Genomic DNA, 15,721 nt, shown 5'->3' on the forward strand with positions numbered 1-15,721 from the left:
GCCGCCCCGCACAGGGGCGACGCCTGAAGCACGCTAACAAATCGCGGATGCCAGCAACAACCCAAGCACACCAAGCAGCAGCACAAAGACAAAGCAGGGTACCGCCCCGCGCAGGGGCGACGCCTGAAGCACGCTAACAAACCGCAGATGCCAGCATCAAATCAGTCAAACCACACCAAAAGCGTCGCAGACAACAAAAAACCAAAAACCCAAAAAACCAAAAAATCATGCCGCCCGCGCCGCAGGCGCAGAACACGCCGACAACAAAACCGGAATCGACTTCGAAGTCGGCGTATTACAAACATCAGCAACACTGGACAACGGCACAAGCGGATTAGTCTCCGGATAATAAGCCCCGAGACACCCACGCGGAATATCATATTCAACGAGCAGGAACTGCTCAGCCCGCCGCTCGATCCCATCATCCCAGATGGTTTCCATATCAACCCATTCGCCCGGCTTGAATCCAAGCATCGCGATATCCGCAGCATTCGCAAACACGACGCGCCGCTGGTTATAAACCCCGCGATAGCGATCATCGAGCGCATAGATCGTCGTGTTGTACTGATCATGCGACCGTGTCGTCATCAGGACCATCGCACGTTCACCGTGCAACTTCCGCGCGCGTTGGATCGGCGTATCGCGCTGAATCTGATGCACGACGAAGTTCGCCTTCCCCGTCCCCGTCTTCCAGTCGCGTTCACGCGAAGCAACCCGCAGATGAAACCCGCCCGGCTGCTCGATCCGCTTGTTGTACTCGTAAAATCCATCGACCGACCACTCGATCGCATCGCGAATCTTCGCGTAATCACTCGCGTAAGCAAGCCAGTCCACCTTCGCGCTGCCAAGCGTCGCCTCGGCAATCTGCGCAACGATCCGCGTTTCCGACATGAGATTGCCCGACGCAGGCGTGTTCATCCCGTACGACACGTGAACCATGCTCATCGAATCTTCGACAGTCACACCCTGCGCAATGCCGTTCTGCAAGTCGATTTCAGTGCGCCCGAGCGTCGGCAGAATCAGCGCCGCCTTGCCGTGCACCAGGTGGCTCCGGTTCAGCTTGGTCGTGATGTGCACAGTCAGGTCGCAGGCGCGCAGCGCGTCCCACGTGCGCGGCGTGTCGGGCGTCGCGATCGAGAAATTGCCGCCCAGCCCAATAAACACCTTCACGTGGCCTTCGAGCATCGCTTCGATCGTCTCGACCACGTCGTAGCCGTGCCCGCGCGGCGGCTCGAAATCAAATACCTTGCCGAGCCGGTCGAGAAACGCGTCGGTGGGCTTCTCCTCGATGCCGACCGTGCGATTGCCCTGCACGTTCGAGTGGCCGCGCACCGGGCACAGGCCCGCACCCAGCCGGCCGATATTGCCGCGCATCATCATCAGGTTCGACAGCATGTGCACCGTCGGCACGGAATGCTTGTGCTGCGTGATGCCCATGCCCCACGTCGAGATCACACGCTTGCCGTTCACGTAGATGCGCGCGAGGTTCTCGATGTCTTCGCGAGACACACCCGATTCTTCGACCAGCGCTTCCCACTCCTGCTCGCGAAGATCGGCGGCGAACGCTTCGAAGTTCGCCGTGTGCTCGTCGATGAACGCAACGTCGAGCACACGCTCGGCGTTCTGCTCGACCGCGAGATCGTCGAGTTCCAGCACGCGCTTGGCCACGCCCTTGATCAGCGCGAAGTCGCCGCCGATCTTCGGCTGGATGAACGTCGACGCGATCTGCACACCCGAAGTCAACATATCCGCCACGTGCTGCGGGCTCGCAAACCGTTCGAGCCCGCGCTCGCGCAGCGGGTTGATCGATACGATGGTCGCGCCGCGTTTCGCGGCGTCGCGCAGTTCGTTGAGCATGCGCGGGTGATTCGTCGCCGGATTCTGGCCGAAGATCAACAGCGTATCGGCGTGCTCGAAGTCTTCGAGCAACACCGTGCCCTTGCCGATGCCGACCGTGGCCGGCAAGCCGCGGCTCGTCGCCTCGTGGCACATGTTCGAGCAGTCGGGGAAGTTGTTCGTGCCGTACATGCGCACGAACAACTGGTACAGGAACGCGGCTTCGTTGCTCGCGCGGCCCGACGTGTAGAACGCCGCACGATGCGGGCTGTCGAGTCCTTTTAGATGCTTCGCGATCAACTGATACGCGGCGTCCCACGAAATGGGCTGGTACTTGTCCGTCAGCGGGTCGAACACCATCGGATCAGTCAGGCGGCCATGCTGTTCCAGCGTGTAGTCGTCCTGCTTCATCAACTCGTCGACGGTGTGCTGCGCGAAGAACTCAGGCGTCACGCGCTTGCTCGTCGCTTCCGCGGCAACCGCCTTTACGCCGTTTTCGCAGAACTCGAAGGTGGACGCGTGCTGGCGGTCCGGCCACGCGCAACCCGGGCAGTCGAAGCCGTCCGGCTGGTTCTGCTTGAACAGCGTCTTGTACTTGCCCCCGGCGACCTTCTCCTTGACGAGATTGATCGCGACGTACTTCAATGCGCCCCATCCGGCGGCAGGCCCCGTGTACGGCTCGATGCGGCCAGGCTTGGTGATGGTCTTGTCCATGTGTTCTCGTGTCCGGTGTGGCTTGATGTTGAGGCTAGGGTAGTGGGGAATACGCGTACCCGGCGTGTACACAATGTGCGATAGAAAAAGAGTACAGTTGCGACTGTTATCGTCTGAAACGCTCGAATTCGGTGAACTGTGCTCAAAAATTGGGCGGGACGCCCGTCCGCTGTGCCTACGGCAGAGGCCTCTCTTGAAGCTTTACGAAGAACTGGCGAAGGAAATCGAAGGGCAGATCCGGCGCGGCGTGTTCCGGCCGGGCGAGCGCGTGCCGTCCGTGCGGCAGACCAGCCAGCACCGGCAAATCTCCATCACGACGGTGTTGCGCGCCTACCTGATGCTGGAGAGCAAGGGCGTGATCCAGAGCCGCCCGCAGTCGGGCTACTTCGTGCGGCTCGGCGCGAACGATGCGCCGCCGCCCGTGCAGGAACTGGACGTATCGAAGCCGATCGCCGTGTCCGCGCAGGTCGACGTGAGCCGGCTCGTGCTGTCGACGCTGCGCTCCATCGGCAGCGATGAGGCCGTGCCGCTCGGCTCGCCGTATCCCGATCCCAGTCTGTATCCGTTCCAGAAGATCAACCGCTACGCGCACTTGATAGGCCGGCGCAAGACGCAATGGGGCGTCACCGATGAATTGCCGCCGGGCAATCCCGACCTGATCCGGCAGATTGCGCGCCGTTATCTGGAGAACGGCATCGCGATCGATCCGAACGAGATCGTCGTGACGGTCGGCGCAACGGAGGCGATCAATCTGTGTCTGCAGGCGGTCGCGAAACCGGGCGACACGGTCGCCGTCGAATCGCCCACCTTCTACGCGATGCTGCACGCCATCGAGCGCATGGGCATGCGCGCGATCGAAGTGGCGACGCATCCGCGCGAGGGCATGGACCTCGGCGCGCTCGCCCACATTCTCGACAAGCGCAAGATCGCCGCGTGCATGGTGATGCCGAACTTCCAGAATCCGCTCGGTTTCCAGATGCCCGACGACAAGAAGCGCGAACTCGTCAAGCTGCTGACGCGGCACGATGTACCCGTCATCGAGAACGACGTTTATCACGAGCTGTACTTCGGCGACGTGCATCCCGGGGCGCTGAAGAATTACGACAAGAACGGGCTGGTGCTGCATTGCGCGTCGTTCTCGAAGACGCTCACGTCGGCGTACCGGATCGGCTGGGCGATGCCGGGCCGCTACCGCGAACAGGTCGAGAAGCTCAAGTTTCTCAACACGCTCACCACGCCGTCGATCCCGCAGCTCGCGATTGCCGAGTATCTGAAGCAGGATGGCTACGAGCATCATCTGCGCAAGCTGCGCAAGGGCCTCGCGCAGCGCGCGAAACTGATGACGACATTGGTGACGCGCTTCTTTCCCGAGGGCACGCGCGTGTCGCATCCGATGGGCGGCTACGTGCTGTGGGTCGAGCTGCCGCGCAGCGTCGATTCGATGCATCTCTACAAGCTCGCGCTGGAGCACGGCATTACCGTCGGGCCCGGCTATATGTTCTCGACCACGAACGGGTATAGCCATTGCATCCGCTTGAATTACAGTTATGCATGGTCGCCGGAAATCGAGAGCGCACTGATGACGGTCGGCAAACTGGCGGCCGCGAGCCTGCGCGAATGAGCTGACCGAATGAGATGACGATTAGTCGAGAGGAGAACCGGCTTGAATCCGAATGATGCGGCACACGACAAGCATTGCGAAGACGATGACGACGATCACGAACTCGACCCCACCGTCGAGCAGTTGCTGATGCTGCTATGGGAAGCGTCGCGCGAATCGCCCGGCAAGCCGTGGTCGCTCGCGAAGATCAGCAAGCGCGCCGATCTCCCCATGAGCACGTTGCGGCGCTATTTCACGCAGTTGCAGTCGGCGGGCGTGATAGTGGTGCAGATGGACGAGGAAGGGCGCGGCTCGGCGTCGCTGACGGGCGAAGGGCTGGAGTTGTGCGAGGCGCTGTTCGGCGAGCCTTGACTGGCGTCGAGGCGCACCGGGCTGCATAGCAAGCTGCGCGGCGCTTACGGCGTGGCTTCTTCCGAAACCGGCAAGAACGACAGGCGCGACGCGAGCAGCATCACGCACGTGAGAATCGCAATGCCCGTCACGATGCCCGCCAGCCGCATCAGCGCGGCGTGCGGATCGGCGGACCACGCGTGGTCCTGCACGAAAACCATGATGAAGGCGATCGTGAACTGCCGGCCGAGATAGCTCGCGCCCTGTTTGCCCGTCTGCACGTGGCAGCCTGCCCATACGCCCGCAGCCAGCGCGAGCAGCGACGGCACGATCTGGCCTTGCATCAGCGGCAATAGCGCGATCCCGACCGCGCCCGCGATCAGGCAGCCCACCATGCGTTGCACCATCTTGTCGGCGACAGGCTTCTGCGAGCGCACGACGACGGACGTGGGCGGCAGGATCATCACGGCGATCGTCGTCACGAGCGCCTGCGCGAAACCCGGTAGATCGAATGCGTAGGTGAGCGCCGCGAGAATCGCGACGGCGATGCCCGCCTGCACGCCCAGCACCATGCGCGCGTGGCGCAGGGTCTCGAAGGTGGGCGGCGGGGCGTTCGCGGTGGCGGCAGCCGCCGCGACGACTTTCGATGCGGGCCGGCGCCGCTCATACCAGCTGATGCCGATATGAAACGCGCCGGACACGAGCAGGCATGCAAACGTGCCGACGCACACTTCGGCGACCCGCAACATCGCAAACGACGCCGTCGGGCCGAACGCGATCAGCTTGTGTGCCTCGAATGTGACCAGTACCCACGTGATGCCGCCCAGCACCCACGCATACGACGCCGACGAACCATTGCCGCGATAGACGCAGATCGCGCCGATCACGCCCAGCACGGGCACGAACAGCCACGGACGATCGCCGATCACCGGGCCGAGCAGCGTGCCGAGCAGGCCGCCGAGGATGGTGCCGAGCACGCGATGCAGCGCGCGTTGCGCGGAAGCCGAGAAACGCGTCTGCATGACGGCGAAGCCGCTGATGGCGGCCCACCAGGTATACGGCAGATGCAGCAGATGAGCGAGCGCCACCGACAGCACCACTGAGATCACCGCTTCGACGCCGAACAGCGCGCGCTCGGGCGTCGGCTTCCAGGCGGCCAGCTCGCGGCCGAGCGCGGACACGGCGTCTCGACCGATCTGCGTGAACATGCGGGCGCGCATGCGAACCTCGTCGAGATGGAGTGTGCGAGTTCAGCGCGTGGCGATGGCGGCCGCGGCGCCCGCCATCATCGCCGCGCTGGTGCGGTTCGCGATCTTCACCGCGCGGCGGCTGGTCAGCAGCGCGCGCGCCTTGACGGCGGCAAGCGCCCAGATGAAATCGACGGACATCAGCACGGCCAGCATGGTCAGCGTCAGTTCCAGCCACGCGAGCGTGCCGACCCGCGACAGGTCGACGATGGTCGGCAGCAGCGCGAGGTAGAAGACCATGATCTTGGGGTTGCCGAGCGTGACCATCAAGCCCGCGACGAACATGCGCCACGGCGACTGGCCGCTTGGCAGCGTGCTTTCGTGGACGTCGGTGGGCGCGAGCCACATCTTCCACGCGAGGAACAGCAGATACGCGACGCCCGCGAACTTCAGCGCGACGAACACCAGCGCGAAGCTATGCGCGACGACAGCAAGGCCGGCGACCGCGCAGGTGAGCCACAGTGCTTCGCCGATCCACATCGCGGCGAGAAACGGCAGCACATCGCGAAAGCCGTTGGTGAGCACGCGCGCAACGAGCGCCGCGATGCTCGGGCCGGGCGAGCCCGCGGCAACGATCAGCGCGAGCGCGAAGACGAGAAGACCGGAAAGCGCCATCGAACGACTCCTCTGCGAAAGGGTCCGTGGCTGGATTATATCGGCGCGGCGGGTTGAGTTGCGCGGGCAAGCAGTGTCAATATGTCCGCTGAGACTCTGCCAACCTACCCGATGCAACCGCCCGTCGTTCACTACCGGCCCGCCGTACCCGAAGATGTCCCGTCGATTCGCGTCGTCGAATACGAGGCGGCGCAGCGTTTCGTCAGCGTCGGGCTGACGGGCATCGCGGCCGCGCGCCCGATGGACGCGCCATTCGTGCTGAAGAAGGTGGGGGCGTCGGAAGTGATCGTCGCGCAGTGCGAAGCCGAATGCGTCGGCTTCGTGATGTTCGCGACGCTGCCTGCGCGCATCTATGTCGAAGCGCTCGACGTCTCGCCCCGGCATGCGGGGCGGCGGATCGGCGCGGCCTTGCTCGACCAGGTCGACGCAAGAGCGCGACAGACGGGCGCGACGCACGTCGATCTGTCCACATTCCGGCATGTGCCGTGGAATGCGCCGTACTATCAGCGGCTCGGCTTTGACGTGCTCGAAGACGATGAGCTCGATGCCGCGCTGCTGCGTATCCGCAATCTGCGGATCGCGCGCGGCGTGGATGAAACGAAGCGCGTGTTCATGCGGCGCGCGGTGAAACCCGCTGCGCATGAATGAAAAAACGCGGCGGGAATCGCTCCCGCCGCGTTCGTTGCGCTACCGGCTGTCAGTGTCCTGGGCGGTGCGAGATCAGTTGACCGCTTCCAGCGCCGGATAGTCGGTGTAGCCGGCTTCGCCTTGCGCATAGAACGTTGCGGGAACCGGCTCGTTCAGCGGCGCATCCAGCTCGAAGCGACGCACGAGGTCGGGATTTGCGATATACAGCTTGCCCCACGCGACAGCGTCCGCTTCGCCCGCGTCCAGCACTTTTTGCGCGCTTTCCTTCGTGAACTTTTCGTTGGCGATATACACGCCGCCGAATGCCTTCTTCAGCAGCGGGCCGATGCGATCGTCGCCGAGCGCTTCGCGTGCCGCGATGAATGCGATCTTGCGCTTGCCGAGTTCACGCGCGACATAGCCGAACGTCGCGGCGGGATCGGTATCGCCCATGGTGTGCGAATCGCCGCGCGGCGCGAGGTGCATGCCCACGCGATCCGCGCCCCACACGTCGATACAGGCGTCCGTCACTTCGAGCAGCAGGCGCGCGCGGTTTTCGATCGGGCCGCCGTATGCGTCGGTGCGCTTGTTGGTGCTGTCCTGCAGGAACTGGTCGAGCAGATAGCCGTTCGCGCCGTGCACCTGAACACCGTCGAAGCCCGCCTTCTTCGCGTTTTCCGCGCCCTTGCGATACGCGGCGACAATGCCCGGAATCTCCGAGATGTCGAGCGCACGCGGCGTCACGAACGGACGTTGCGGACGCACGAGGCTCACGTGGCCTTCCGGCGCGATTGCGCTCGGCGCAACGGGCAGTTCGCCGTTCAGGAACACCGGGTCGGACACACGGCCGACGTGCCACAGTTGCAGGAAAATCTTGCCGCCTTCCTTGTGGACGGCGTCCGTTACGAGCTTCCAGCCTTCCACCTGTTCATCCGACCAGATGCCCGGCGTGTCGGCGTAGCCGAGGCCTTGCGGCGTCACGGAGGTGGCTTCGGAAATGATCAGGCCGGCGCTTGCGCGTTCGGCGTAATACTTCGCCATCAACGCGTTGGGCACGCGCACATCGCCGGCGCGTTGACGCGTGAGCGGCGCCATCACGATACGGTTCTTCAGCGTGAGATCGCCAATCTGGAGCGGGTCGAAAAGTGTCGGCATGTTGTGTCAATCCTTGCGGGCGCACGGCCCGATGTGTCGAGACTGCATTCTGGGAAGGCGAAGACGCAGGCGTGAGTCAGAGGTCCGCGTTCATGTGTGCGAGGAACGCCTCGATGACGGCCTCGTTGCGCTTGAAGAACACCCATTGACCCACGCGTTTCGACGTGATCAGCCCCGCGCGCTGTAACGCGGCGAGGTGCGCCGACACCGTGGACTGCGACAGCCCACAGCAATCGTCGAACTGTCCGGCGCAGACCCCGTGCTCGTACGAAAGCTCCTGCTCCGGGAAATACTTTTCCGGCTCGCGCAGCTTCGCAAGAATCACGCGACGCGCCGGATTGGCCAGCGCCTTGTGGATCGCGTCGATGTCGATATCAGTGGTCTTCGGGTTGGGCTTCGTGCTCATGAAACAGCGGACAGACTCTCTGGCCGGAACGTCGGCGTCTGAATCGCTATGGACCGAATCTTATATCGGAATTTAACGATATGTGTGGATGGCCTTACAGACAATGGGGGTGATAGTCTGGGCGTGCATAAAGGCCTGCACTTCTGCCGAACTATTTATTTCGCACAACAAGGCCTGAACTTCCGATGCCGCATTATGAAAATCGCCGGTAGGGGACTGTTTTTATTGAATAATTCCTCCGGTGTGGTATGCGGCTCACGCTCGATGTTATCGCAGGGACTTTCCAACTAGGTGGGAGAATATAAATTAGGTTTGCGAAATAAAAGGCTGCACTTGTTGGGAGGCGTGAGGCGTTGCTAGATTGTTTCGATAAAGCTTGGTCGGGTATGCCAGACGGCAATTTGTTCGCACATCAACGCGGCTGGCGTGTGGCTATGCGACCGCGAAGCGGTTGTGCCCACTTCCTGTGGGCTTATGGCCAAGACAACGCTCTGCGGATTGCGGGACGTATCAGACGAGATTTGGGGAAGGTTCGCGTTAGATTTACTGCCACGCAGCTGAACCCGCATGCTGAAGGGGTATGTTCTTGGCTGAGTTCTCCCATCGCCATCCGCCAATCGGTTTCCGGCGGAATTTCATCCTGGACATAATCGATCCGTCCTCATCTCATCTAGGGCCGTCAATTCGATCCAGATATTGTCAGGGAGCTGCAGAATGTCGTCTCCGCTGCCATCAGCGGAGTCCTGAATCTTAGTGGTCCAACGCTTCGGGGAAGCCACTGCACGTCTCCACATAGTTCGCGCGATTGGGGAGTCGACGGGAGTCGATGTTATACGGCAGACGCACCCGAAAAATTCCGTGACGCCCAGGAGGTCGGCTCAGCGTGCAACGGCATGCTACACCGGGCTCCTCCTCTAACTTTCGATGAGATTAAGCGACACTCGGCTAGGAGAGGAGAGGAGAGGAGAGGAGAGGAGAGGAGAGGAGAGGAGAGGAGAGCTGACGCTTGACGCATGGAGAACGCTTTGCCCGAGCGGTTTGGTTTCCCCCGATCGGGGGCGTCCGCTGCTAGGAAAGCCATCGGAATTCGACTGTCGGTATCGTCTGTTTCGTATGCAAACACGTTCCGTCGTCACCAGCTCGCGAGGGGGTCGCCGCCAAATTCCTGTTGCGCCACATCGAGTACCCATGCCGGATTTTTCGCAAAAACTTCTGCTGGCAACGTGTCGTCGAGAAGCGGGTGCGGCGAATAGAGCCAAAATGCCCGTCGCCACCCGCTACGATCGCCATCATCGGGTAGGATCGAAAGCAGTTCGGCCACTTCCGGTCGCAGCTTGCCGAACCTATCAAATTGGAACTCCGGATAAACAAACCGATGCTGTGGCTCGGACCAGACGCCGAGGAGCAAACCAGTATCGCGCGCCCGCGACACGCTTCGCTCCGGCGTCGAACGTGGCGAGATTCCGATGAGTGCGGCGACGCCCTGATCATCTCGCCAGCCTTTTCTTAGCAGATCGATGCGGAAATCGACTGCCGCCTGATCCGGCTCAGTAAATGAGTTCATGGACAGAGTTGTGACTACCAATGATGTAGAGTTCCCGCCTCGTACAGCCCGATCCGCAGTGGTTCCTATGTCGATGGCATTCGAATGCAGACAATGAACTCGATTCTAGATCAAGAGCGCACACACGGTGCGGCGACGGGCTGGGCGCACGCAGAAACCGGGTGTCGGATGTCGCGGTCGGGGGGGGGCGGCCAGCGCCAGCCCCGTCGGCAGAACGCATTAAATCGAATTGTGTTGGTCGAGGAAAGACGCGTTCGGTGCGTGCTTCGAGAGAGCGTCATGGAAGCGCAGCCACAAGCGCACAACTTGCATGGTGCAACGGATGGCAGCATTTCTCAAATGCGCCGGAGGCGGGCCCGAGCCAGTCGAAAGATGGCCGACTACGCGGTGGAAGCAGCACTCGCTCTTGCAGAAACATCGAGCGAATGGATTCTGGCTGAAGATGCGTTGCTGGTCTTGGAAAAGCGGTGGCCATTACACGACGCGCAACTGGCAGTGGCACCCCTACACAAGGTTATGGACGCGTCGTATTAACGGCGCCGGTTCCTCGGGGGAACGGTATGTTCACCCATTCCCAGGCCGGGGCCGGGTCTTGCCTAAGCACGATCATCTCGCTATGTTGAGCTGCCTGCACGTCAATATGGCCTGACACGACTGACGTGTACGCCGACGTGGCTATGGCGCCGGGATGGTCTGCCGGTGCTGGGAGCCGTGGCAGTTGCGCCGTCGCGATCGTTGGGGCCTCCTGCGGAGTATTATGCCGTGAGCCATGTCTGGGCGCACACCGCACATACGGCGAAATCGTTCAGGAACAACCCGGTCCGGGGGCGGGACCTTGGGGGTGAATCATGTTGCTCGTTTTGATCGGGATCAAGCGGGCACAGCCGGATCGCGCAGGCTTTCGGTCGATCTTCGTGTCAAAACAACGCTATTAAAAGAAGACCATGAAAAGAGAAATTCCCACCGGCAGCGAAATGCCGTCAGTTTTAGACCGGGAGATCGCGGACGCGCAACTCGACGCGTTCGGTCATCGTCATTTCGCGCTCGCATTACGCAGCCTGATTGAGTCCGAAGATCACCCGACGCCATTCAGCATTGGCCTTCTCGGTGGCTGGGGCACGGGTAAGAGCAGTATCAAAGAGATGTACATGGCTGAGCTTCGAAACGATGCCACAAGGCATCAGCGCGCGAGGCGATCGGAGAAGATTCAGTGCATCACCTTCAATGCGTGGAGGTTTGGCGGGCGCGACCAGGACATCAAGCGGGCACTCCTGCGCCACGTATTCCTTGAGCTCGGAGGGCATGAGGAAAACCTGCAGGACCGGCTCTTCCGCCAGATCAGCCATGTGACGGAGCAGCCCAAACCGACGCTCCAATACTTCTGGGAAACGCTACGCTCCTGGATACTGCCGATTCCCGCTGTGCTGGCGGTAATGACCGCGTTCATCATCATTCTCGCGGTCGGCAACCTGGTCCTCGGCGCCGGTCATGACGCGGCCAAGGCGACGCTGACGTTGTGTGTGACGATTCTTTTTGGATACGTGCTTAAGCACGTGAAACCACCAGAAGTGAAGGCGACGTCTGCCATGACGCGCGTGATGCTTCCCAGCACCAGTTCGGAGCAGTACGAGGACATGTTGCTTGGACAGCTGGCCCGCTTCAAGAACGGAAAAGACGAGTCCCCTGACGGGCAGAGCGGGAAGAAATGCGAACGGCTGGTGGTGTTCGTCGATGATCTGGACAGGTTGTCGGCGGAAGAGATGGTGCTCGGTCTGGACGGCGTACGCACGTTCATGGAAATTCCCAAAGATCGCCTGCCGGAGGGGCTGGGTCTGGTATTCGTCATTTCGTGCGACGAAGGGAAGATCGCGGATGCGTTGGCGAAAGGCCGGCGCTCGGCCGACTTGCCCGCGACAGTGTTCAACCGGGTTGATGCTCGGCGGTACCTTGACCGGATCTTCCAGTTCCGCCTGGAGATTCCACCGTCACCGCGTAACGACATGCGAGACTTTGCTACCCGTAAGCTGGAAAGTATGGGCGGCGTTGCGGCCGATCTGGCGGCGCGCGGTATGCCTCTGGCACCCGTTGTTGACCGAATGATTCATGCGGGTGTGCAAGATCCGCGAAATGCGCTGCAGATCGTCAACGCGTTTGAGCAATCGTGGTGGCTGGCAAAGAAGCGTGAAGCCGACGGGGTTGGCAGCGATCGCGCCGGCGGGTTGCACGAAGGAGCAGTCACCGACCATCCCATATCGCTCGGCGCGCTGTCGGCCCTGAAGGTAAGTTTCCCGGATTTTTATCGCGAACTGCAAGACGACCCAGAACTGCTCTTTCACTTCACAGAAGTTGTCGTGAGGGGGCAGAGTCTGTCCGAGCGCCCGGAATCTATCCGGCGAATTCTCGCCGACAAGTACCTGTTCGAGCCCGCTTCGGGTGGGCAGCAGGCTGCCGCTGAACAGAAACCGCAGCTTCGACCGGAATACCGGCCACTACGCCAGTTTCTCGCCGGGCTCGTGGGCGTTCGATGGGCCCAGCCACTGGAAAGCCTGCTACTGCTCTCCGAAGACCCCGTCTCCCGACGACTGGGGCCGAAGATCGCCCCGTTGCGAAACGCATTCGTATCCGGCGACACCGACGGCGTTCTGGAGGGACTGGGCAGGCACCATGATGTTTCGCCATTGAGCGTGGAGCAGGCAAAGAACCTTTATAACCTCTTTGAAGATCTGAGAGGCGAAACGGAAGCGCGCCGCACGAACGGCGCACGCGTGATGGCGGACGTAATCGCGCGGATTCCCGATCCCCCTCTCGCACAGGTGCTAAACGAGCTTTGCAGAACGCTTGACGACAGTCTGAACCTGCGCGCGCAATTGGGCCCTGCACGAATCAGAGGGCTGCTCGACAAAGCGTCAGGTTCCGACCAACGCGCCGTGACTTCCCGACTCATCGGCGACGTGATGGTGGACGACGACGACCTAGGCCTCCGGCTTGACTCTGGCCAGACGCCGAGCCTGGACGAGGCAGTCGGGATGGTGAAAATCATTGTTGCGCTTGCGATCCGTGTGCGCGCGGAACAGGGCTTGGAAGCGAGGGAAGATGCGCTGTTCCTGGACTGGTTGCTGGCCCGAAATGTCCGCGTCCGCGATGCATCCAGACAGCTTGGTTTTGACGAACTGGAGGCGTGGCTGTCCGTCGACACAGGTAGCATCGCCAGTGCACTGGGAACGCGCTACGTGGACGCACTTGCCGGTGAACTCGAAAAGGAAGAGCCAGCGGCGTTCGACATGCATGCCGCGATGCAACGTGCGGGCGGCGTGTTCTCCGGACAGATGAGGCTCGGAGAAGAGGCACGGCGCGCAACGTGGCCAACGGTGTGCCGGTTTATAGCGCTCACCCAGCCGGTTGCTGTGAGAACCGCCTGGCAGGTCGCCGTATCCAACGAAGAGTTCGCCACGGATGTCGAAATCTCATCATTCGTCAGCGCCTTCGCCGCCCGCCTGCTGGACGACCTCGCGGAGAGCAGTTCCGGGGTCGATGTCCATGAGGCATTCCCCGAACTGATGAAGCTGGTTGTCGCGCGGATAGAGTCGCTCGACGACGGCGCGCTGCAGCGTCTGGTCGAGCTTGCAACGGCGTGGAGTCGCAAGGATGCTCACGCCCGGCTCGCGTGCGACGTCGTCTCTCAACTGCGTCGGGTGAACACAGCTAAGGCCACGGCGGTGTTGATCACCTGGGCACCGCGGGTTATTTCGGACCTCCCGTTGCCGTGTCTTGAGCTGCTGATGGAGCTTCTGCCCGGAGAGGATGACAGCCTCAAGGTCGCGGCCGCGAACACAGTGACCACCATATTGAGCACGGACCCGATTGGCGTTGCCATGGCAGACCGTTACTCAGCGTTCGTCACCGGGCTTCCCGCCTCCAGCTGGGGCAACGCGCCATTCAGAGCGCACCTGGACAGTGCCTTGAGCAATCTTGCCAACCGGGCCGCGAACGAGAACTATCTTAAGGCGATCTTTCCCTCCATCGCAAAAGTGCTTGCCCACGCAACACCTTCAACGCTTGGAAGCTCGCTGCAGCAGCTCTTCCAGCAGGCCAAAAACTATCCGGCTAACTACGCGCTGCTGCATCGGGAGATGGTCGGTCGCTGGCCTGCGCGGGCCCCGACGCTTGCGCCGTACGACCCATCTGTCCTGTTTGATGAGGCCTGTGCCACTTCAATCAGCCAGGCGGCCGCAGTGAAAGACGATGTGCTCGCCTCCGTTTCCGACATGTTCGACCGCGGTGTGGTTGGGCAGGACAGGCGTGCGCGTCTCATCGAGACCGCATGCGCTCTCTGGAAGGTCGAGCCGGGTCTCGCGCTACCGTTCTTCCATCGCTACCCCGAGCTGTCGGTCGAGCAGATTGATGCGCTCGTGAGCACGTTGAATGCCAGCGAGCAGGGGCAGATAGCGACACTGAACGAGGCATGGCAGGTTGTGTCACGGTACATCGCGGATGATGTGCGTCGGGCAGTTACCGTTGCGCTGCTTCGTCGCGGCGCCGTTCAGGCCACTGGGGACGCAGACCTGGCCTTGAACGTATGGTTTTCTGCTCAGGATGACAGTGGACGTGCGTTGCTGGAAGACCTGCTTGCCGATGCCACCATTGCTGATGAACAACGGACGAGACTCTGGCGACAAGCCATTTCACGCTCCGAGATATTTGGCAAAGGATTATTTGTCGACCTGATTCCACGTTCCTTGGGCGCGCAGGACAGCGGGGCCACCGCGGCCGCAATTTTCGACAGCGCGCAGACCATTGAAAAGCTGATACCCGATGGCGAGGCACGCTCGGACCTGGCCCGCGGCCTGATGGGACGGTTCCATGAGTTCGGGACGGAAACGATTAAGGGCGGTGCAGCTGCAATGGCGAACCGGCTGGTCGGCAACGTTGCGTTGAAGGGGCTGAGCATCGAAACTCTGACGGAAAGCGACGTCGCGATTCTCTCCGGTGCATTTGGACCGTCCAGGGAGCTGGAGCGGATCGGGGACCGGATTCGCAAAAACAGTTAGACGCGCGTCGGCCCGGGCGAACTGTTCAGCCGTCGGTTCGCCGTGGTTGCGGTGTTACGCAAAGGCTGACGGGCCCGGCGCCTACGGGCCACCGCGTTGCGGGCGCCTATCGGTGTCCCTTCTTTTTTTCGTCTGAACCTGGCAGCCGGCTGCACAGGTCCCTGACTAGGTTGCTGACCCAGTTGCGATCATCGTTGCTGAGCCGTTCCAGCTGTGCGGTGATGTCGGCGCTGACGTCGACGGCCCGGTCCGAACTGCGTCCCAGGAGCGTGGAAACGGGGATTTGGTAGAGCTCGGCCAGTGCAATCAGGCGGGGTATGGTCGGCCAGTTTGCGCCGCGTTCAAAGCGGCTGACGGTCTCGACAAACACACCCAGATGCTCCGCCACTTGCTCCTGCGTCAGATGCGCATTGCTGCGAGCCGCCGCGAGCGCGCGTCCCAGATGTTTTGCGTTTTTCCGATCTTCGACCACAGCCAAGAGTCACCATTCAATGTTGTCTTCCAACATCGAATGGTCTCTGTAACCTGACCATCTGGTAACATCGCTTTATGTTGGTG

General features: G+C 61.7%; 12 protein-coding genes. 5 read left to right on the top strand and 7 right to left on the bottom strand.

Going from position 1 to position 15,721, the window contains the following annotated elements:
* Nucleotides 1–225: 225 nt before the first annotated feature.
* Complete coding sequence (locus KFO72_RS05730; protein ID WP_060603242.1) at nt 226–2,550, bottom strand: FdhF/YdeP family oxidoreductase; 2,325 nt, start codon at nt 2,548–2,550, stop codon at nt 226–228.
* A gap of 193 nt (nt 2,551–2,743) precedes the next feature.
* Between KFO72_RS05730 and KFO72_RS05735 the strand changes: the two genes are divergently transcribed.
* Together KFO72_RS05735 and KFO72_RS05740 are read left to right on the top strand one after the other, a co-directional pair.
* Nucleotides 2,744–4,171 (top strand): PLP-dependent aminotransferase family protein, encoded by a 1,428-nt coding sequence (locus tag KFO72_RS05735; RefSeq protein ID WP_054935223.1) that lies wholly within the window; start codon nt 2,744–2,746, stop codon nt 4,169–4,171.
* 42 nt (nt 4,172–4,213) lie between these two features.
* Nucleotides 4,214–4,522, top strand: coding sequence for a hypothetical protein (locus KFO72_RS05740; protein ID WP_054935224.1), 309 nt, complete (start codon nt 4,214–4,216; stop codon nt 4,520–4,522).
* A gap of 44 nt (nt 4,523–4,566) precedes the next feature.
* On the opposite strand, the gene KFO72_RS05745 is transcribed toward KFO72_RS05740, so the two are convergent.
* The gene (locus KFO72_RS05745; RefSeq protein WP_062916354.1) at nt 4,567–5,721 is read right to left on the bottom strand and encodes an FUSC family protein; all 1,155 of its coding nucleotides are present in this window, start codon (nt 5,719–5,721) and stop codon (nt 4,567–4,569) included.
* Between the two features lie 30 nt (nt 5,722–5,751).
* Nucleotides 5,752–6,363: a LysE family translocator gene (locus tag KFO72_RS05750; protein ID WP_054935226.1), complete on the bottom strand. Its 612-nt coding sequence runs from the start codon at nt 6,361–6,363 to the stop codon at nt 5,752–5,754.
* Between the two features lie 81 nt (nt 6,364–6,444).
* On the opposite strand from KFO72_RS05750, the gene KFO72_RS05755 reads away from it, so the two are divergent.
* A complete protein-coding gene (locus KFO72_RS05755) occupies nt 6,445–7,011 on the top strand; it encodes a GNAT family N-acetyltransferase (RefSeq protein ID WP_225031620.1) in 567 nt (188 codons plus the stop codon).
* A 72-nt stretch (nt 7,012–7,083) separates the two neighbouring features.
* Here KFO72_RS05755 and KFO72_RS05760 read toward each other — a convergent pair whose 3' ends face one another.
* The 3 genes from KFO72_RS05760 to KFO72_RS05770 all read right to left on the bottom strand — a co-directional run bounded on the left by KFO72_RS05760 (nt 7,084) and on the right by KFO72_RS05770 (nt 10,115).
* Entirely contained in the window at nt 7,084–8,145 is a 1,062-nt protein-coding gene (locus KFO72_RS05760) for an alkene reductase (RefSeq protein WP_054935228.1), read from the bottom strand.
* A 76-nt stretch (nt 8,146–8,221) separates the two neighbouring features.
* Nucleotides 8,222–8,551: an ArsR/SmtB family transcription factor gene (locus KFO72_RS05765; protein ID WP_054935229.1), complete on the bottom strand. Its 330-nt coding sequence runs from the start codon at nt 8,549–8,551 to the stop codon at nt 8,222–8,224.
* A 1,132-nt stretch (nt 8,552–9,683) separates the two neighbouring features.
* Complete coding sequence (locus KFO72_RS05770) at nt 9,684–10,115, bottom strand: hypothetical protein (RefSeq protein ID WP_224101220.1); 432 nt, start codon at nt 10,113–10,115, stop codon at nt 9,684–9,686.
* A gap of 279 nt (nt 10,116–10,394) precedes the next feature.
* On the opposite strand from KFO72_RS05770, the gene KFO72_RS05775 reads away from it, so the two are divergent.
* Both KFO72_RS05775 and KFO72_RS05780 read left to right on the top strand, forming a co-directional pair.
* A complete protein-coding gene (locus KFO72_RS05775; RefSeq protein ID WP_225031621.1) occupies nt 10,395–10,649 on the top strand; it encodes a hypothetical protein in 255 nt (84 codons plus the stop codon).
* Between the two features lie 410 nt (nt 10,650–11,059).
* Nucleotides 11,060–15,163, top strand: coding sequence for a P-loop NTPase fold protein (locus tag KFO72_RS05780; RefSeq protein ID WP_224101218.1), 4,104 nt, complete (start codon nt 11,060–11,062; stop codon nt 15,161–15,163).
* A gap of 106 nt (nt 15,164–15,269) precedes the next feature.
* On the opposite strand, the gene KFO72_RS05785 is transcribed toward KFO72_RS05780, so the two are convergent.
* On the bottom strand, nt 15,270–15,635 hold the full coding sequence (locus KFO72_RS05785; RefSeq protein WP_224101232.1) for a helix-turn-helix domain-containing protein: 366 nt from the start codon (nt 15,633–15,635) through the stop codon (nt 15,270–15,272).
* Nucleotides 15,636–15,721 lie beyond the last annotated feature (86 nt).

The organism is Paraburkholderia sp. XV (assembly GCF_020177535.1).
Lineage (GTDB): Bacteria > Pseudomonadota > Gammaproteobacteria > Burkholderiales > Burkholderiaceae > Paraburkholderia > Paraburkholderia caribensis.

What these genes read in the sequence shown, in the direction of transcription:
- KFO72_RS05730 (WP_060603242.1), bottom strand. Translation starts at nt 2,550, where the DNA reads ATGGACAAGACCATCACCAAGCCTGGCCGCATCGAGCCGTACACGGGG.
- KFO72_RS05745 (WP_062916354.1), bottom strand. Translation starts at nt 5,721, where the DNA reads ATGCGCGCCCGCATGTTCACGCAGATCGGTCGAGACGCCGTGTCCGCG.
- KFO72_RS05750 (WP_054935226.1), bottom strand. Translation starts at nt 6,363, where the DNA reads ATGGCGCTTTCCGGTCTTCTCGTCTTCGCGCTCGCGCTGATCGTTGCC.
- KFO72_RS05755 (WP_225031620.1), top strand. Translation starts at nt 6,445, where the DNA reads ATGTCCGCTGAGACTCTGCCAACCTACCCGATGCAACCGCCCGTCGTT.
- KFO72_RS05760 (WP_054935228.1), bottom strand. Translation starts at nt 8,145, where the DNA reads ATGCCGACACTTTTCGACCCGCTCCAGATTGGCGATCTCACGCTGAAG.
- KFO72_RS05765 (WP_054935229.1), bottom strand. Translation starts at nt 8,551, where the DNA reads ATGAGCACGAAGCCCAACCCGAAGACCACTGATATCGACATCGACGCG.
- KFO72_RS05770 (WP_224101220.1), bottom strand. Translation starts at nt 10,115, where the DNA reads ATGAACTCATTTACTGAGCCGGATCAGGCGGCAGTCGATTTCCGCATC.
- KFO72_RS05775 (WP_225031621.1), top strand. Translation starts at nt 10,395, where the DNA reads ATGGAAGCGCAGCCACAAGCGCACAACTTGCATGGTGCAACGGATGGC.
- KFO72_RS05780 (WP_224101218.1), top strand. Translation starts at nt 11,060, where the DNA reads ATGAAAAGAGAAATTCCCACCGGCAGCGAAATGCCGTCAGTTTTAGAC.